Raw genomic sequence first — 18524 nt, 5'->3', positions numbered from 1 at the left:
TTTTAAACTCTTCATTATACAAAAAAAGTGCGGTCTATCGAACCGCACTTTTCGAGTAAAGACAATTCCCAGTTAATAGGGAAATCTCGGAATATTGGGCACCTTGGGCACCTTCGGAATGTTTGTTACATTTGGAACGCCAACATTTCCCATACCTGGCATTGGAATCTTCCCGTTGAACACGTCGTTAAGCATACCCGCCAACCTTGGATCAAGCTTTTTGAGCCGGTCATTGATCTTTTTGGCTTCTTTCTTGTTTCCACTCGCGTTGTAAGCCTCGCCGAGCCTGAATAGTCCAAACAGGTTGTTACCATCGAGATCGGTTACTTGCTTAAAGATCGCTACCGCATTTGTAAGATCATTAAGCCCGCGATATCCGAGACCCAACTGATTTAATGCAAGCGTCCATCCTTTTCGGAGCCCGACAGCCGTATTCAGTACGCCAACCGCCAGTTGATATTCGCCGAGCCCGTTGTGCGTCGAACCTAGGTTGAGATATGCCGCATCGAGCTTCGGGTCCTGCTCGACTGCTTTTTGCAGAAATGTCTTTCCGACCGCATAATCGGCCTTTGCTCCTGCCTCATCTTTGTTTGCGGCCTTAGCCGTGCCGGAATTGTAATAGGCCCAACCAACATTCGAATTGTCCACAGCCGTCGGGCTCAATTCTCGGGCTGTCTGCAGCCTGGCCGCAGCCTTGTCCCATTCATTCGTCTTACCGAGGCAATAGCCCCATTCGCTATATAGATCCGCAGTCTTAATGCCATTCGAGGCCATAGCATATTCGGCATTTGCTTCAGGATAGCGCTCGAGCTGACGATACGTACTTGCCAGGTTCGCGTGAGCTTGATAGTTTTTCGGGTCGGCCTTTATCGCGCTTTGATAAAAAATCTCAGCATTCTTTAAATCGCCTGCATTGTAATAGGCAACACCGAGATCAAACGAAGCAGGTGCATAACCCGGCTCAGCCTCGATGGCCTTTTTATAGGCGGCAATAGACCTATCGTTTTGATCCAAACGCCCGAATGCCTGGCCACGATAATAGTTGGCGGCAGCATTTCGGTTGTCCAGTTCAAGAACACGGTCAAACGCGGCGATAGCCTCTTCGTTCTTATTCTGCTTGAAGAGTATAAGTCCCCGGAGTGTTCGAGTATCGACGGAATCCGACCCGCCGGCTTCACTCTTCTTCAAAGCGACTTCCGCCTTCGCGATGTCACCATTCTCAATGTAAGCAAGTCCTAATGTCGTTTGAAGTGCTGCAAGATCAGGATTGATAGCAATCGCCTTTTCGTAATTCGCGATCGCTTTGTCCTTCTGTCCCGATGAATCATAAACCGCTCCTAATTTGGCGTACGCAACGTCATTGGACTTGTCGTATTTGATCGCTTCTTCAAAAAGCGGGATCGCCGCCGTATTGTTCGTATCTCCTGCCACCGTAATGCCCTTTTCGGTCAAAGCATCGCTCAGACCGTTCATCGCACGTGTATTCTTAGGATTCTGAACTAGGGCCGAACGGAAGCTGGTGATCGCCTCATCATTTTGATCAGCGTCAAGAGCCTTCTCACCCTTGGCTGTCAATGTATTTGAGAGCTGTAGTTTTTTGTTTGCCGCCGCGATGATAGCCTTTTTACGTGCCAATGCAGCAGCGGCTTTGCGTTTTTTCGCCGCAGCGGCGATTTGGGCATTTGTACGGCCCGATCTGGCTCGGGCGGCTCCGCCGGCCGCTTCGCCGGAGGACGCGTACCCAATGCCCATTCGAGCCTGAGGAGCCTTTTTCGAACCGCGAAAAACAAACGCACTACCGCCACCTGAAATGCTCTCGGAGGCCACCATGTCTTGTCCGCGAACGATCGTCGCCGAAGGGAGCAGCGAAAATATCAACGCGAAAGAAACCACAAAAGTGATGAAGGAATTTGCTCGTCTCATATTAGAACCTCAAAGTTAAACAAAATTATACAAGAGTTATGACGAACGCGTAAGACTTTTTTGCACAAGCGTCAAAAACCGACAAAGATCGGTTCCGGCTCGAGGAGGATACCAAATCGGCTCTCGACCTCAGTCTGGATCTTTTCTTTGAGATTAACGATCTGTCCACTCGTAGCGTTGCCGCGATTGATCAATGCAAGTGTATGTTTTGACGAGATGGCGGCAGAGCCCAAAACAAAGCCCTTCTGAAACCCCGCGTTCTCGATCAACCATGCAGCCGGAATTTTTGCATTGTCGGCATCGACCGTAAAGCTCGGTACTCCAGGAAAAGACTTGCGGATCGCTGCAAGAATCTCGATGCCCACGATTGGATTTTTGAAGAACGACCCTGCACTTCGAGAATTGGGATCGTCCGCATCAAGCACCATCGACTTCGATCGGCGGATCGCCATAACAGCATCTCGCACTTCGGTGAGTGTCGGCGTTCGGTCGACAAAATAATCGCGGACATCCTTATATGCGATCTTTGGCTCACCGTTTTGTTTCAATGAGAACTTCACACTTAGGACAATATAATATCCTAAGTCGGTGGAGTTAAATATACTCCTTCTGTACGAGAAGCAGCAGTCTTCGTTACAAAGCTCACGGATAGCTAGACTATTCCGGTCGAGGCACCTCACCGAAACGATAGTTTCCGAAACCTCTTGCCCGTACGCACCGACGTTCTGCACGGGGGTTCCACCGACTTGGCCGGGAATACCGCTAAGACACTCGATGCCGGCTAAATTTCGTTCGACACAATTCGCCACAAAATCGTCCCAATCCTCGCCGGCTTGTACAGTCGCTGTAACACTTTCATCGGCTTTGCTGAACTCGACACCTTGGGTCGCGATGTGCATAACCATACCGTCAAACCCTTTGTCTGAAATCAACACATTGCTGCCGCCGCCAAGAACAAAAACGTCGAGACCTTTTTCATAAGCAAACCGCAAAGCATCGACAACGTCGTTTTCGTTATGAGCCTCGACGAAAAATCGCGCCCTGCCGCCGATCTTCATCGTGGTATAAGGCGCGAGGATTACGTTTTCCTGTATCGAGAGTTCCTTCACAAATATCTACTTATTTGCGAACCGCTCCGTTGGAAATTAATTCGAGCTGCGCGGCCAGATCTCCGCGGCCAAGTTTCACGAGCTTCTCGTAGCATTTTTTGGCATTTGCGGTGTTACCGTTTCGATATTCCGTTTCGCCGAGATTATAGTGAGCGGCCGCAAAGTTTTCGTCTCGGTCAACGGCCTTCTTAAAGTAGTTTATCGCTTCCTTGTAGTTCTTTTGCTGTCGATACGCGATTCCAAGTTCATTGAGTGCAAACACCCATTTCGGCTGTTTGGCGATCACTTTTGAGAGTGCATTCACCGCACCCGCAAAGTCACCAAGGTCGGTCAAAGTCATACCTAGATTAAGCAAAGGCCCCTCGACGTACGCCGGATTGGCGTCAATAGCTTTTTCGAGCATTGCCTTCGCTAATGCGAGCTTTGTCTGTTTGTCCGATTCACGCTTTTCGTAACCGTCTACGCGAGCTGCGTTGTAATATGCCCAACCGAGGTTGGCAAAATCCGCAGTGTTACCGCTGCCAAATTCGACCGACTTCTCCAATGCTCTGATCGCCTGCGGCCAAGCACATGCCTTTGCCTGCCTAAGATTTATCTGACATTGCTGGCCGATCACATATCCTAACTTGCTATAAATATCGGCAGCCTCGTTCTTGTCAAAATTCGGATCGCGGGTGATGAAGGTAATCGCCTGATTATAGCTTCCGGCGGCACCGTTGAAATCGCTCGACATTCGCTGAGAGTCGCCGAGTCCGACCAGGACGTCAACGTTATCATTTTTCAGCTTTCTGGCCTGGGTATAGGCCTTGACGGCTTCGACATAATTGTTGAGTTCATAGTATGCGTCCGCAAGACCTATCCATGCCTCTAGGTAATTCGGCTTCAGCTCGACGGCTTTTTGATATTCAGCGATCGCATCCTTTTCCCGGTCCAACCGAACATAAGCCTCACCTGATTGAAAGAAAACGTCGGCATTGGTAGGATCGAGAGCCTTGGCCTGCTGGAATGCGGCAAGAGCGTCCTGATTCCGGTTTTGCGACAGTCTAATCGATCCGAGGAATATTTGTGTTTCAGCGGATTCGGAGGCATTTGCCATCGCCTTTGTCAGCATTTCATCAGCCTTGGCAATCTCTCCGGTTTGAAAATAAAGAATGCCCAGCGGCACAAATATTTCAGTCAGTTTTGGGTTATTCGCCAATGCAGCCTCGAAACTCTTGATCGCCTCTTTCGATTGGTCTAGTTCCGAATAAACCTCGCCGAGGCCGAAATAAGCGGCCGAGTTCTTGGGATTGGTCTTGATCGCCTCAAGGAAATAACCCTTAGCGGTGCCAGCCTTGTCGGCCAATAGCAGTTCATTTCCCTTAGCAGCAAGAACCTCGCTCAAGCCTTCCTTAGCCTTTACATTTGCTGCGTCGAGGTCAACAGATTCACGGAAAAATTTCAGCGAGTTCTCAAGGTCATTATTATCGACATAATACTCACCAACACCCGCGAACAGCAGTGAGGCCCTTGCCGGAGCCATTGTCTTTATGTTCGTCGGCATTTTGTTGGGATCCACGACAGCCGCGCGCACGCGAATCGGTGTCGACTTGTTGATAGTATCGAATTGTTTTTTGATCTTTTTGGCCGACTCCAGCCGTTGTGCCTTGGTTCTCGTCGTTCTTGACGTCGAGAATCTACGAGAAGGCCGACCCGAACTTCGCAGAACAAAAACGCTTGAGCCCCCCGTTATATCACTCACAGGCACTAGGTCAGGCCCCTGAGCGAAGACAGGCGAGCATGTAAAGACAATTGTTGGGATCAACGAGAATGAAATTAAAGAACGCAGGGCTGACACTTTGTTGAACATTAGTATTCCTCGCTTTATGGGCGTCAAAACTTTCGACTCGGGGCGTAACAAATCATCTCGTTCGATGCCCGAACTATTAGTTGACGTTTACCGATGAGAATTTTGCGATTGTTCGACGTGGAACTTGCGCCGAAATCTTATCACGGATCTGTACCAAACCCACAAGCAAAGCTACTGACTCACATTCGACCGCCTAACCTTGATCAACGTCCGACGGATCATTCCAAATGGAAATCGTGTCGAAAATCGCCTGTAATTATCGTTGTATTGAAGAGAAGGCAAGAAACTCTGATAGTTATTGACAAGTCGCTCCATAACACGTTCATTCTTATGAATCGGAAAATCTCCAATCTCAATAACGAATGCGAAATTCGGCAGTGAATATGCTCGAAACGGCCGGGCATTGTCCTCAAGATACTTTACGGACGCCGCGATCCCGTTATATGTTATCTGCGAGTCGTGAAACATGATCGCCCCGTTTTCGGCAAGGACATCCAGACAAAAACGGAAATCACGGAGGACAGCTTCGTCGGTATGTTCGCCGTCGATGAAACAAAGGTCGATCTTTTCATCTACTTGTGTTGGTTTTATCTCGATCGTGTCGCCGTCGATGGTTGTCACTTTATCAGTCGGACCAACCTCTTTCAGCAATTCAAGCATCCGCTGTGTTGAATTATTCTGATAGACCCAATCGTAACCGCGGGCGTCAGGCTGTGTTTCAGGACGTTTGTCGATCGAATATACTCGTGCGCATTTTACGTCAAGTATGTACGGCTGAATGCTGCCGCCGAGATATGAACCTATCTCCAGGTAACTAAAACTACTTTTTAATTCACGAACGGCGAGTTGGCATGCGAGCAACGTCTGTTTGTCCGTATCAGTAGATTGGCTCGTTATCTTCTCAAAGAGCCCCGTGTCGAGGGCCGCGATCCGCTGATCAAAATCACTCATAATTGTGTTAATTTCAACCAGAATAATAACATATACATATTCGCCGCGCGGAATCGATATTAGAAAATCCAGGTCACGGTCGTGATCTGTTTCGCTTAACGATTGCGAACCATTCCTGAAGTCATACAACTCGATGTTAAATTTCCTTCCGCGACCACATCGGAACTGATTTTCAGTACGTGAGGATCAAATAAAAAACCATTGACCATAAGTCTAGATAGCAGATAGAATGTTAGTAGACCGCAGTGGCGACGACCGTTAGTTTTATCACGTTCGTGATCTTCGCAGTTGCCGATGCTCCCTTGGTCTCCTTATTATGCCGACCCGAATTGATGATCTGTTGCGAATGGCGATGAGCTTCGGCGCCTCCGACCTACACTTGCGTGCAGGTTCATTTCCCGTAATTCGGGTAACAGGTGAGCTAAAGCCGTTGTCCGGAGTCGCAAAAATGACTCAGGATGAGACTCTTGAGATGGCATTTTCGATGATGTCGAACCGGCAAAAGCAGCACTTCAAAGAAGTATTCGAGGTAGATATCGGGTATGGGGTCTCAGGCCTTGGTCGTTTTCGCGTCAATATCTTTCAACAAAGAAATTCGATCGGCATTGTCGCCCGCGTAATTTCCGGACACGATCCGTTCATTTGCCGAGCTTGGCCTTCCTCCGATCCTCAATAATATTGCCGAGGAAACTCGCGGCTTGATCCTAGTTACCGGCACGACCGGTTCCGGAAAATCTACGACGCTTTCAGCGATCGTTGATCACATCAATCAAAACCGTAATTGTCACATCGTAACTATCGAAGACCCGATCGAATACTTGCACAAAGATAAAGAATCCTTTGTGACTCAGCGTGAAGTAGATGTCGATACGCGTAGTTTCGCCGAAGCTCTTCGCGGCAGTTTGCGGCAGGATCCGGACGTGATTCTTGTTGGTGAAATGCGCGATCTTGAGACTATCGAAACGGCCTTGGTTGCCGCCGAAACAGGGCATCTTGTGCTTTCTACGCTCCACACGACCGATGCGTCGGAAACGCTAACCCGAATCATTTCAGCATTTCCGCCCTATCAGCAGCGATCCGTACGTATCCAGTTGGCCGGCCTTCTAAAGGCCGTTGTTTCGCAGCGTCTGATGAAATCAGTCAAGGGCAACAGCCGGATTCCGGCAGTCGAAGTTCTGATGTCAACACCGCTCATCCGCGATTATATACTGCACGAGGACAAGACGTCGGCGATTCGCGATGCGATCGCGGCGGGAACTTCACAGTATGGCATGCAGACGTTTGACCAGTCGCTATTTTATCTATATCAATCAGGTCTGATCTCTCTTGACGAGGCCCTTCGCGGATCACAAATCCTGACGAATTCCGTCTGCGTCTCGCCGGAATTCACAATACTACGACGATCGCCCGCGAGGAAATGGAACGCAGCGGCGGAGTCGGTCAGGTCGGCGATCTCATCACCCGCAACTAGCGAATTAACTGAATCACGCTAAAATATATATTCATCAACGTGTTTCGGCGAATAAGTCTTGACAGAAGGGCTTAATTGCGTGTAACTTTTAGGTTTACACAATCGAGCGGAAGGACCATTAGACCCACGCAATTTACGTTGCCCGCCGTTGCATTTAGCATTTCGAATGCACATTTAATGGTGAGCGATGCGATTTTGTTTGGTTGGGATTGATTGGAACAGTTGGTCGAAGGTGTAAATAGCTGTTTAGGCATTAGTTTATGCAGTGAATTAATAAATTAGGGAAGTTTAATTACCGGTAAATGACAAACGAGGTTACACAGGAAGTCGAAGAATCAACCGTCACTGATACTACGACTGAGAATACGGCGAACGCGACGGAAACATTGGCAGAAGCGCAATCAGCTCCGGCTGTTGCATTGGACGACGCTCAGGGCTCAGGAGACATCGATTTTGGTGCCATCCTGGAGCAGTTTGAGCAGGAGCAGACGGTATTTCATACGGGCGAACTTGTCGAAGGCAAGGTTGTCGGCGTGTCAGACCGCGGCATCCTGATCGACTTCGGCTACAAGAGCGAAGGCATCGCACCGGTCGAAGATTTCACCGGCGAAGATGGCCAACTCTCAGTCGCTGTGGGCGATGACGTCGAGGTCGTGCTCAAGAGCATGCACTCAGGCGACGGGCCGCCCGTCCTCTCTCGCGTCGATGCACTTGGCCGAAAGGCTTGGGATGACATCGAAAAAGCGTTCAATGAAGAGGCTACTGTCAAAGGTATTGTCGTCGACAAGACCAAAGGCGGTCTTCGCGTCGATATCAACGGAGTTGAAGCATTTTTGCCCGGCTCGCAGATCGATTCGCGTCCGATCTACAGCCTTGACCAGTACAAAGGCCAAGAGATCGAAGCCAAGATCATTAAATTCAGCCGCCGCCGTAACAACATCGTCCTGTCCCGAAAGGTATTGACCGACGAGGTCGTCAACGCTCAAAAGGCGGAAACGATGTCGAAGATCGATGTCGGCTACGTCATCGAAGGCACGATCAAGAACCTCACCGAATACGGTGCATTCGTCGATATCGGCGGCATCGACGGCCTGCTGCACGTCACAGATATGTCCTGGGGACGCCTCCACCATCCGGGCGACATGTTCAAGGTCAATGACCACATTCAAGTCAAGGTTCTCAAGTTGGAACGCGAACGCGACAAGATCTCGCTCGGTTACAAACAGCTTCAGCCCGATCCTTGGTCAACGGTGATCGAAGTTTATCCGGTCAACACAAAGCTTAAGGGCAAGGTTTCGTCCGTAACCGAATACGGTGTTTTTGTTGAACTCGAGGCCGGAGTCGAAGGACTCGTCCACGTTTCTGAAATATCGTGGTCACGACGATCGCAGAGCCCGAAACGACTGTTCAATCGCGGTGACGAGGTCGAAGTTCAAGTGCTTGGCGTCGATACTGTCGAAAAACGTATCAGCCTCGGAATGAAACAATTCCAGGAAAATCCCTGGGCGAATGTCGACCAGCGTTATCCGATCGGCACCAAGATCCACGGCCGCGTCCGCAACATTACTGATTTCGGTGCATTTGTCGAACTCGAAGAAGGTATCGACGGGCTCGTTCACGTATCGGATATCACGTGGGCCAAAAAGATCAAGCACCCGAAAGACGTGCTCAAGAAAGACCAGGAAGTTGATGCCATCGTGACCAGCATCGACAAACAGAATCAGCGTTTGTCGCTCTCGATGAAGGATCTCACGCCGAGTGCATGGGAAGGATTTGTCGCGACACATCGTGCGGGCGACACTGTCCGCGGCAAGGTCACGCGATTTACGAACTTCGGGGTGTTTGTCGAACTGGGCGAAGGACTCGAAGGGCTTTGTCACATCTCAGAGCTTTCTGATGATCGTGTCGATCGCCCAGAGTCGGTTGCCGAAATGGGACAGGAAATGGATTTCCGCATTCTGCGCATCGACCAGGCTGACCAGAAAATAGGCCTTTCACATCGTGCTGTTGGTAAGGAAGACGAGCCGATCGTCGATTCACGCATCTATTCATCCGAAGCGAAAGGCGGTATGGCCAGTTTGGGCGAGCTTGCTAAGTTGAACTTTGGCGGTGCAGCCGAAGAGGCTCCGGCGGAGATCGATCCTGAAGAAAAGAAACGGGCAAAGGCCGAGGCCAAAAAGATCAAGGCTGAGGAATTTGCAGCGAAAGAAGCTGAGGCTGCCGCGGCTGCCGAAATTGCAGCCCAGGAGCCCGCACCTGAGGCTCAGGCTGAAGAAATTGCGGATTCAGAAACGGCTGAAACGGAAGAAAGCACGGCTGCGGAAACCGAAACGGTGGATACTGCGACCGACGAAGCTCCGGAAACAGCAGCTATCGAAGAAGTTGCTGTTGAGGAAACAGTCGCTGAGCCCGAAGCGGCTGTCGCTGAAGAAATCGCCGCTGAAGACGTTGCCGCTGCGGAAGTAGTCGCTGAGCCCGAAGCGGCTGTCGCTGAAGAAGCCGCCGCTGAAGAAGCAGTCGCTGAACCTGAAGCTTCTGTCGCCGAAGAAGTCGCTGCTGAAGAAGCTCCGGCCGAGGAAACCACCGAAGAGGAAACTGAAAAACAGTCGGCCTAAATTTAAACTGACAACAAGGGAAATTGGGGCACATCGTCGTTGGAGAAGAACTGAAAAATGACAAAAGCTGATCTGGTTGAAAAAGTCGCGAAAGAAGCGGATATGACCAAAAAAGATGCGGAACAACTCGTCGAGATCATTTTCGATAGTATCACCGGTTCATTGAATAAGGGTGAGAAGATAGAACTTCGCGGTTTTGGCAGTTTTCGCGTCCGTGAACGCAATTCGCGAAAGGGCCGCAATCCGAAGACCGGTGAAGCTGTCGAAATTCCGGCAAAATGTGTTGCATATTTTAAGCCCGGCAAAGAGCTTAAGGAAATGATCAACAATATCTAGGTGAAAGCGTGGATGTACTCTGGAGTCCGTGGCGGTATGATTACATAACAGCGAGCAATGACGCCAACAAAGGCGGATGTGTTTTTTGTGGTATCTTGAACAACTCGGCCAGTGATGAAGAGAATTTTATTCTTCATCGGGCCGAGTTTAATTTTGTCATTCTCAACATTTATCCCTACACATCAGGACATCTGATGGTGCTCCCGTACGAACACATTGCATCGCCCGCGGACGCCGGCAAAGCGACCACCGACGAGATGATGGACCTCGTCAAGCATGCGGCCGCTGCAATAAGCGACATCTACCATTCTGATGGGATCAATATGGGAATGAACCTCGGCCGAGCTGCAGGCGCCGGTGTCGCTGACCATTATCACATGCATATCCTGCCGCGTTGGGTCGGCGATTCCAATTTCATGACCGCCATCGGCCAAACCCGGACGATCCCGGAAACGCTACAATCTACATACGACAAGCTGCAGGGACAATTTTAAAATATTCAACTGCAAAATATCCTAAAAGATGTAAAAGAAGGAATTTACTCCTGACTTTTTCGAATCGGTTCGCGATCAAATTTCTTCGACCGCCGACTCGATCTTTGGGATCACAATATAAGCCGCCAGCAGATTGATAAAGATCATGCCTGTGCAAATGATCGGCGGCAGGAAGGTGAAGACTGCCATCACCAGAAACACCACTCCGAATACAGCTACATTTATCGCTAGGATTCCCTTCATCAAGGTCGGTTCCGCATGTTTTATAAGGAGATAGCCGTTGGTCATTCCTGCAAATACGCATAAGAATGTGAAGCAAGAGCTGAGCGCAGTAAAAAGGTCGCCATACGTCGGCGAAAATCCAGCTCCGGCACTAATATGGTAGGTCGTGATCAGCGTTTGCAGTTGGGCCTCGGTGTCATTAGTTGGCGGAACCTTGATAAACAGGCTCAACGAATGTACTAACGCCGTTATGAACTGAAATAACACCGCAGCGGACAGCCAGAAAGTGTAGCGTTTCAACATTATTATCTTACCTATCTACTTAGCATTTGCCTCTGCCTTTTCAGGTTCATGGGTCCGGTCGATCGCCTCGTCCTCGATCTCGCCGCCGGGACTGATCGGTATGTCAGCCGGATTCGAGTATTTGGCGATACGTTCTTCTTTTTCAATTTCACTGCCGGCAAAATTAAACTGGCCCGAATTAGGCGGAATATAACCGGGATAATCGACTCGTGAATGATAGATCGCAACGAGCGATTTGATCATAGATTCGCGGATCTGGGTTAGTTCCCTGAGCGTCAGGTCGCATTCACCAAGTTGATCGTCAGCGAGGATCGCATCGATTATCTTGGTTACGATGAATCGAATATTTTCGGGATTCGGCTCAGCGAGAGAGCGGGCTGCCGCTTCGCAAGAATCCGCGATCATCATAATCGCAGCTTCTTTGAATTGAGGCTTTGGGCCGGGATAGCGAAAGTCGTTTTCCGATATTTCCGATTCGTCGCGAGCCTCAGCTTGAGCTTTCTTAAGGAAATAATGAAGTGTGCGTGTGCCGTGATGCTGTGGAATAAAATCGATTATCCGCTGCGGCAACCCCATTTCCTTAGCGAGCTTTGTACCGTAGGTTACGTGGCTGATGATTATCTTCGCACTCTGCGTCGGTTTGAGGCGGTCGTGCGGATTCTTCGATAATTGATTTTCAACGAAATGCTCCGGAGCCGCTGTCTTTCCGATGTCGTGATAAAGGGCACCGATACGAGCCAACAATCCGTTTCCTCCGACGACGCGGCAGGCTTCTTCGGCCAATTGTCCGACGGCATGCGAGTGCTGATTCGTTCCCGGAGCACGCAGGGCGAGTTGACCGAGGACCGGAAGATCGGCGTTTGAAAGTTCTAGCAGTTTAACGTCGGTCAGTATACCGAATGTATTCTCACATATCGGCAGAAGGACAGATGTAACCGCTGCCGTTATAATGCCGCTGGCAAGTCCGCACGCGATCGACAGCAATATCGTATTCAAGATGATCGGCTGCTGCGTAAATGCGATCAACGAGATCGCAAGTCCCGCGCCGCCGACTCCGACCAAAGCACCTGCGATCGTCACTGTTTGCCGATTGCGGTATCGCCCAATCCCGTATACGGCGATCGATGACACGATAGCTGCAAATACCGCAAATTCGAGACCTCGCGGAGCCAAGAAACCGGCGATCAGCGCATTCAAGAGTCCCGTAAACAAAGCTGTCGGCCGGTCGGCAAGGAGCGTCATCAGCAAACTGCCGGTCGCAAACGGAATGGCAAACGCCCATATCATCGGATCATTGAGTGGTGCCTTTTCATTCTGCAAGGCCGTGAACTCAGCAAGCCTGAACAACGCCGCGACCACTCCGGTCTGCACGATCACGACAAACCCGAGGAGTGCAAATGTCTTTCGCGGCGACAAAGCGAGACGCGGAACAATGCCGCGATTCTGGATAAATTTCCACGATACCCAGAACAACGCAGAGATCAACACTAAAAGTCCAAAAAAACGGTTCAACTGCCGATTCGAGTTGCTGTAATTGCGAACCGCAGCGATCTGAGACAGCATCTGCACCGTGATCTTTTCACCTTCATTCACGATCTTTTCGCCGCGTTTTAGAGTGACGTTGGGTAGTTGGGCACTATCGATCGCAGTTTGTCGTGCCGCCTCCGTAGCGACGCTGTCGAACGAAATGCTCGGCTCGAGAAGGATCTCCGTGGCCGTGTAAAATGCTTCTGATTCTTTTAGCGAAAAGCTCTTCACGCCGGCGATCTTGGTCTTCAGTTTGTCACGTGCGGTAGAAAGCGTGGTCCAATTGGTTTCAGGCATCGAAACGGAAGCTTGCTGGCCGGGCTTTGAGCGGTCAAATACGATCACCTCATTCTGAAGGTATTGCTTTTCCGAATCGTCATAAATATAACCTTCGCTGCTTTCGCGAAGTGCACTTTGGACTGCATCGGTTTCGTTGCGGCTGAAATTACGCGAAGCCAGAACTTTGCCAACCTCAGGTCCGCCGGCGCCGCTCCAATGGGTCTCGCTCTTTGAATCAGTGTTCGCCTGCTTGCCTTCCGTAAGCTCGCTGCCGTGCCGCTGGAGTTTCTCCCACGCCGAAACAAAACTGCGTACTGCTTGTTCAGCTTTGTTGGACTCGAAGCGGAAGATCGGCCTTACGCTGGCTCTCGCCTCCGCAATTTTTCGTTCCGCTTCCTCCGGATCTATGAAATAGATGTCCGCAGGCGATGTGATGCTTGCGCGTGCAATGTCGCCTTCTTTGTAAGTGGTTTCGTTTGACGAGTTCCACAACGGATTTTGGATCAGAAGCGTCGTGACAAGGCAAAGGACCGTAAATCCGAGCCAGAATTTATGCTCGTCGGAAAGCACCGAAAACGGTTTTGCGGCCGCCGCAAATACCTTTTCCCACCAGCGTGCAGCGGGCGATTTCAGATCTTTGATCCGTTTACTCATTCAAATCTCTTCTAACCGCGGAATATGCGAAAAATATCAAAAAAATCATCGCGAATGTTCATTGTCTGTCGCGGTTTGAAATTATCCAGGTGCCCCTGCCAGAGATTCTTCGCTCAATCCCTGAAAATTCGAATCCGGCACGACTATCATTTCCCCGATCGCATCTATCATCGGACGCAAAGATTCCCGGCGAATAGCTGAAATTGACACGCATCGTGCGTCGGTGTCAAGCGAAATTTGCCTCGTCAAGCTCGCGATCTCAGCCCGTTCGAGCAGGTCCGACTTATTCAATACGATCAGTTGCGGAATTTCGTTAAATTGCAGGTCGCCGATGATCTTGACGACCGATGCAATTTGCTGAGTAACTCGCGGGTGCGAAGCGTCGACAACATGCACCAAAAGGTCGCTGTCGGCGATCTCCTCAAGCGTCGCCCGGAATCCCGAAACTAGCGCCTCGGGCCGGTCGCGGATAAACCCGACGGTATCGTTTATGATCACTTCCTGATCGTACGGCAGCCGCAAACGCCGCGAAGTCGGGTCGAGCGTCGCGAACATCTTTTTTTCGGCATAGACCTCGCTTTGCGTCAATGAATTGAGCAGCGTTGATTTCCCGGCGTTGGTGTAACCGACCAGCGAGATGATCGGCAGATGTTTCTGAACGCGTTTCTTCCTGCGTTCCTGACGCTGGTGTCCGAGATTATCGACCTGCTTTTCGAGATTCGCAATGCGGTCGCGAACACGGCGGCGATCAGTCTCAAGCTTCGTCTCGCCCGGCCCGCGTCCGCCGATGCCGCCGGCTAGACGCGAAAACGCCGAATTTTGGCCGATCACGAGTCGTGGCAGCAGATACTTTAGCTGAGCAAGTTCGACCTGGAGTTTGCCTTCGCGGCTCTGAGCCCGTTGGGCAAAAATATCGAGGATCAACTGCGGACGGTCGATCACCTTTAGTTCGGTGGCGTCGCTGAGAGATCTGACCTGTGCCGGACTCAGTTCAGTATCAAACACTAGAATGTCAGCTCCTAAACGCATCGAGCGGATCAGCAGTTCGTCGAGTTTACCTTTTCCAAGCACGGTTTTCGGATCGATCTGCGGTCGGCGTTGGATGATGGTGTCGAGGATGACGACATCCGCTGATTCTGATAACTCTCTTAGTTCGGCAAGCGATTCGGCCGCGACATCGGTATCGCCGGTCGTTACGCCGACCAATATAGCGCGGTCACGGCCCGTTTGCCGGTTTCTCGCCGTCAGACGAATGCGTGCCATCTCGTCTTCGAGTGAATTGATCAATGAGGTGAAATCGGTGTCGATCTGCGACGGGATGTTTGGTTCGAGGAATTCGTAAGGAAGCGACTGGGCTTCGGCCTCGAGGCTTTCGGCGGCGGTCGGAACAAGGTGCGCGGAATATACCAATCCCGGCAGGCCGTCCTTTCGATCGACCTGGATGATCGACATCAGGTCGAGCCGGAGCAAAGCGAGATCGGTAAGATCGTCCTGCGTTAGTTTTTCACCGGCAAGATGCGTGTGAACGCATCTTAGGCCGCGAAAGCGGTCTTCGGACACGCGGGCACGTCCAAAATCGGGAAGCTCAATTCCCTTTGCCGTACCGACCATGACGTATTCGATCTGGCCCTTGCGGTTGATCAGCACGCCGATCTGACGGCCTGTCTCGTGCGAAAGCTCGGTCATCTGACGGGCCAATTCCGGCGAGATGACGGTATCAGCGGAAACCCGACGAGTACCCAATTTCTCGATCCGTCGAAGTTGGTTGTGTTTAAGGCCGCGTGTGAATCCGTGAACGATATTGATAAGGTACGTGTCCTCCAAGAACGTCTCAATTATAGCAAATATGCACCCTTAAGGCGTTCAAATGCCGCGTGTGATAAAATCCGTTAATACTATGGAAGACCTCGATATTGACCTGCCGAACGCCAAACTCGCGTACACCATCATTCAATCGCTCCTCGACGGCCATGAAGCCCTCAGTGACCTGCTAGTTCTAATGTCTCATGCTGTGGACGAGGATGTTCTGAAGGCAATGACGCTGACCGGCGAATGGGAAAAATATCTTGAATCTAAACGAAACATGGAGAATGTTGGCGCTCAGGTGGAAAAGCTAACCGAAGTTCTAAAAGCGTTGGAAAGCAAGAGTTAGAAAACAGTTATCAGCTGACAGCTATTAGCTAACCGCTGTATTTTATATGCCAGATCCAATTTTAGACCTGATCATCATCGGAGCCGGCCCCGCCGGGATTTCGGCGGCGTACGAAGCCAAGCAGTGTGGGCTGAGCTATGTCGTGATCGAGAAAGGCTTGATCGGGAATACGATCTATAACTATCCGGTCGGGCTGACCGTTTTTTCGACCGTAAATGAACTTGAGATCAACGAAGGCGAATTGAAACCGGCAAGGGAGAAGCCGACGCGTGAGGAACTGCTGTCGTACTATGTTCGCTTTGTGCTTGAACATGACCTAAATATCAAGACCGAAGAATCCGTAACCAATGTCACTGATATTACAAACGGGGTACAAGACGCTTTTTGGGTCGAAACATCCAAATATTCTTACATTGGCCTAAATGTGCTATTTGCAATTGGCTCAATGGATTACCCGCGGAAACTTAATGTAAACGGCGAAGATCTTCCTAAGGTCTACGATCATTTTCGCGAGACATATCCGTGGGTGAAAAAGCGGGCATTGATCGTCGGCGGCGGCAATTCGGCGGGCGAAGCGGCGTTGTTTTTGGCCCAGGAAGGTGCCGACACGACGCTTGCGATCTTTCGCGGCGACTGGGAGAACAACGATCCGAAACAGGGCTGTATCAAATATTGGGTCAAACAACCGCTTGAGAATGAACTTAAAGAAAACTGTCTTAAGTTATTCTTTTTAGGCAAGGTTATCGAGATCCGTGAAGATGAAGTAGAACTTGAAAGCGAGAACGGCGACCGTGTCATCTTGCCGAATGATGTTGTCTTTGTGCTGATCGGTTCTGACGCAGATCTTTCGATGATGAAAGGCCTCGGTGTAGAAACTACACAGGGTAAAGGCGGCGAGGTTCCGGTTTACGATCCGGAAACCTTCGAAACAAACGTCCCCGGCATTTATGTTGCGGGCCATTTCACAAACCACCGCCACATCAAAGGAGCGATCGACGCCCCGAAGTCACTGATCCCGCTGCTTAAGCAAAAGTTAACCGTCAAAAACTCTAAAAATGCCAAATAGAAAAGGCAGAAACGAAGATTCGTTCCTGCCTTTGTTTAGCGATCTTCGCCTATTTCGCGGTTAATTGCTATCCGGTTTCTTCGTTCGGATCATCACCCTGTTACTACCATTTCCGTTGAAACGATCCGCGATATCTGCGGGATTGATCTCATATGACGCGACATCGAACGTCTCTGCCGCCTTGTCGCCTATGGTTGTGGCCCAGCGATACGGCAGTTGGATGCCGCCGGTGCTGCGGTAATCGGTAAATCTGACTGTAAACTCTGCGGTTTCGGCCATTTCGTCCAATTTCTTCGTAAAGACCACAACGTCCTTCTCTTTCGAAGCGTCGCCCGTAGCCGCTTTACGCATCTTGATCACCTGCGGCATTTTATGGCCCGTATAGGTCATTGCAACCGGCAGGCTCGATGCCCGCGAAATGAGAAGTTTGTACGTCGCACCGCCAAATGTTGCATTTACGAGATCGCAAGCTATCCCATCGATCGACGTTTCGCCGCCATATGTGTACTCGACATCGATTCCCTGCGGAGCCGTCAACAGCAGAGAAAGTGTCGTCCGAAGCAGTTCGTTCTGCTTCATAGCTCCGTGATGAGCATCCGCCCCACCGGCAAGTCGGACATTGAAGGTCTTTCCGTCTTTCGACGTAAAGGTTGCATGGCCTTCGCCGCGGGCGGCGATCATTTTGTCAGCTTCGGCACCGGTCAATTCTTGGACAGTCCCGTCATCTTTCTTGATGACGATGCGTTTGACGTTTTCACCGGGCTTGCCGGGATGTGCGGCGATCATTTTATCGGCTTCGGCACCGGTCAGTTCCTGTGTTGTTCCGTCAGGACGTTTGATAACAACTCGCCGAACCGGGCCGTTACCGTTGTCCTCTTCGTTGACCATCACCTTCATCTGGCCTTTTGTGTCACCCTGGGGATCGACCGGTAAACCTTCGACCCTAAGCTTCGATTGTCCATTGGGGGCTCCCACAACGACCACGTCGATCTGTTTATCAATGATCGGTTCACCGCTAGCCGACTGGTCGCCGCTTCCGATCTTGACCATTCTCATCATCTTGTCCGGGAGCTGAAGTGCGATCTCAGTCTCGCCGACTTCGCCTTTATCACCGTGGACCGAACGCCCCTTTATCACCATACTGTTGATCTGTGCGATCGCGGCGTCACCGCCGATCGCGACACGTGCGCGACGCACAACGTCGAGAGCCTTTTCATCTGATTTGAATTTTGCTCCGGTCGTCTGGACGATCGAACCCAATCCCGCAAAAAACACCGCAACGCATAAAATAGAAAAAATGAATCGTTTCATAACTTGCCTCCACCAAAAGATATTCTTAGCGAACGAGCTAGAGAACTGATAATCACTCTTCAGGAGGAACAGTAGAAAATGACTTTTCGCTCGTTCGACATTTTTGATCATACGGCGGTCAAAAGCAAGAGTGATTAAGAGAACGCAAAGAATTTGTTAAGGATGTAAAATGTGGCGAAAAGTCATTGTTTGTCGCATTAGGATAGTTGCATAATGCAAATGACGGTTCGTAGTTCGTGGATCGTTGCGAGGAGCGATTCAG

Annotated in this window: 13 protein-coding genes and 1 pseudogene; 6 read left to right on the top strand and 8 right to left on the bottom strand. The window is 50.5% G+C overall.

All coding sequences use genetic code 11. From position 1 onward, the window contains the following. Positions 1 to 72 precede the first annotated feature (72 nt). The 4 genes from IPK01_10955 to IPK01_10940 all read right to left on the bottom strand — a co-directional run bounded on the left by IPK01_10955 (position 73) and on the right by IPK01_10940 (position 5832). Positions 73 to 1923: a tetratricopeptide repeat protein gene (locus IPK01_10955; GenBank protein ID MBK7933996.1), complete on the bottom strand. Its 1851-nt coding sequence runs from the start codon at positions 1921 to 1923 to the stop codon at positions 73 to 75. 71 nt (positions 1924 to 1994) lie between these two features. After that, the gene (locus IPK01_10950; protein ID MBK7933995.1) at positions 1995 to 2981 is read right to left on the bottom strand and encodes a UDP-N-acetylmuramate dehydrogenase; all 987 of its coding nucleotides are present in this window, start codon (positions 2979 to 2981) and stop codon (positions 1995 to 1997) included. 61 nt (positions 2982 to 3042) lie between these two features. Then, complete coding sequence (locus IPK01_10945; GenBank protein MBK7933994.1) at positions 3043 to 4575, bottom strand: tetratricopeptide repeat protein; 1533 nt, start codon at positions 4573 to 4575, stop codon at positions 3043 to 3045. A gap of 477 nt (positions 4576 to 5052) precedes the next feature. Beyond that, positions 5053 to 5832: a class I SAM-dependent methyltransferase gene (locus IPK01_10940; GenBank protein ID MBK7933993.1), complete on the bottom strand. Its 780-nt coding sequence runs from the start codon at positions 5830 to 5832 to the stop codon at positions 5053 to 5055. A gap of 316 nt (positions 5833 to 6148) precedes the next feature. Between IPK01_10940 and IPK01_10935 the strand changes: the two are divergent. The 4 genes and pseudogenes from IPK01_10935 (at position 6149) to IPK01_10920 (ending at position 10748) form a co-directional block, all read left to right on the top strand. After that, positions 6149 to 7303, top strand: a pseudogene (locus IPK01_10935) (type IV pilus twitching motility protein PilT). A 302-nt stretch (positions 7304 to 7605) separates the two neighbouring features. Next, positions 7606 to 9918 (top strand): 30S ribosomal protein S1, encoded by a 2313-nt coding sequence (locus IPK01_10930; GenBank protein MBK7933992.1) that lies wholly within the window; start codon positions 7606 to 7608, stop codon positions 9916 to 9918. Positions 9919 to 9975: 57 nt separating this feature from the next. Next, the gene (locus tag IPK01_10925) at positions 9976 to 10254 is read left to right on the top strand and encodes an integration host factor subunit beta (GenBank protein ID MBK7933991.1); all 279 of its coding nucleotides are present in this window, start codon (positions 9976 to 9978) and stop codon (positions 10252 to 10254) included. An 8-nt stretch (positions 10255 to 10262) separates the two neighbouring features. Next, complete coding sequence (locus IPK01_10920; protein MBK7933990.1) at positions 10263 to 10748, top strand: HIT domain-containing protein; 486 nt, start codon at positions 10263 to 10265, stop codon at positions 10746 to 10748. Between the two features lie 75 nt (positions 10749 to 10823). Here the strand turns inward: IPK01_10920 and IPK01_10915 are convergent, their stop codons facing one another. From IPK01_10915 to hflX, 3 genes are all read right to left on the bottom strand, one after another. Next, on the bottom strand, positions 10824 to 11273 hold the full coding sequence (locus tag IPK01_10915) for a hypothetical protein (protein MBK7933989.1): 450 nt from the start codon (positions 11271 to 11273) through the stop codon (positions 10824 to 10826). A gap of 15 nt (positions 11274 to 11288) precedes the next feature. Next, complete coding sequence (locus IPK01_10910; protein MBK7933988.1) at positions 11289 to 13733, bottom strand: HDIG domain-containing protein; 2445 nt, start codon at positions 13731 to 13733, stop codon at positions 11289 to 11291. A gap of 81 nt (positions 13734 to 13814) precedes the next feature. Further along, positions 13815 to 15539 carry a GTPase HflX gene (gene hflX, locus IPK01_10905; protein MBK7933987.1) on the bottom strand — a complete coding sequence of 575 codons (1725 nt, stop codon included), beginning with the start codon at positions 15537 to 15539 and terminating at the stop codon, positions 13815 to 13817. 91 nt (positions 15540 to 15630) lie between these two features. Here hflX and IPK01_10900 point away from each other — a divergent pair, with 91 nt between their 5' ends. Both IPK01_10900 and IPK01_10895 read left to right on the top strand, forming a co-directional pair. After that, complete coding sequence (locus IPK01_10900; protein MBK7933986.1) at positions 15631 to 15885, top strand: hypothetical protein; 255 nt, start codon at positions 15631 to 15633, stop codon at positions 15883 to 15885. Positions 15886 to 15931: 46 nt separating this feature from the next. Then, positions 15932 to 16951, top strand: a complete 1020-nt coding sequence (locus IPK01_10895; protein MBK7933985.1) for an NAD(P)-binding domain-containing protein — start codon at positions 15932 to 15934, stop codon at positions 16949 to 16951. 60 nt (positions 16952 to 17011) lie between these two features. On the opposite strand, the gene IPK01_10890 is transcribed toward IPK01_10895, so the two are convergent. After that, a complete protein-coding gene (locus tag IPK01_10890) occupies positions 17012 to 18262 on the bottom strand; it encodes a hypothetical protein (protein ID MBK7933984.1) in 1251 nt (416 codons plus the stop codon). Positions 18263 to 18524 lie beyond the last annotated feature (262 nt).

This window comes from Acidobacteriota bacterium, assembly GCA_016713675.1.
Lineage (GTDB): Bacteria > Acidobacteriota > Blastocatellia > Pyrinomonadales > Pyrinomonadaceae > OLB17.
This window is presented reverse-complemented; position numbering and strand designations above follow the sequence as displayed.

What these genes read in the sequence shown, in the direction of transcription:
- IPK01_10955 (MBK7933996.1), bottom strand. Translation starts at nt 1,923, where the DNA reads ATGAGACGAGCAAATTCCTTCATCACTTTTGTGGTTTCTTTCGCGTTG.
- IPK01_10950 (MBK7933995.1), bottom strand. Translation starts at nt 2,981, where the DNA reads ATGAAGATCGGCGGCAGGGCGCGATTTTTCGTCGAGGCTCATAACGAA.
- IPK01_10945 (MBK7933994.1), bottom strand. Translation starts at nt 4,575, where the DNA reads ATGCCGACGAACATAAAGACAATGGCTCCGGCAAGGGCCTCACTGCTG.
- IPK01_10940 (MBK7933993.1), bottom strand. Translation starts at nt 5,832, where the DNA reads ATGAGTGATTTTGATCAGCGGATCGCGGCCCTCGACACGGGGCTCTTT.
- IPK01_10930 (MBK7933992.1), top strand. Translation starts at nt 7,606, where the DNA reads ATGACAAACGAGGTTACACAGGAAGTCGAAGAATCAACCGTCACTGAT.
- IPK01_10925 (MBK7933991.1), top strand. Translation starts at nt 9,976, where the DNA reads ATGACAAAAGCTGATCTGGTTGAAAAAGTCGCGAAAGAAGCGGATATG.
- IPK01_10915 (MBK7933989.1), bottom strand. Translation starts at nt 11,273, where the DNA reads ATGTTGAAACGCTACACTTTCTGGCTGTCCGCTGCGGTGTTATTTCAG.
- IPK01_10910 (MBK7933988.1), bottom strand. Translation starts at nt 13,733, where the DNA reads ATGAGTAAACGGATCAAAGATCTGAAATCGCCCGCTGCACGCTGGTGG.
- IPK01_10900 (MBK7933986.1), top strand. Translation starts at nt 15,631, where the DNA reads ATGGAAGACCTCGATATTGACCTGCCGAACGCCAAACTCGCGTACACC.
- IPK01_10895 (MBK7933985.1), top strand. Translation starts at nt 15,932, where the DNA reads ATGCCAGATCCAATTTTAGACCTGATCATCATCGGAGCCGGCCCCGCC.
- IPK01_10890 (MBK7933984.1), bottom strand. Translation starts at nt 18,262, where the DNA reads ATGAAACGATTCATTTTTTCTATTTTATGCGTTGCGGTGTTTTTTGCG.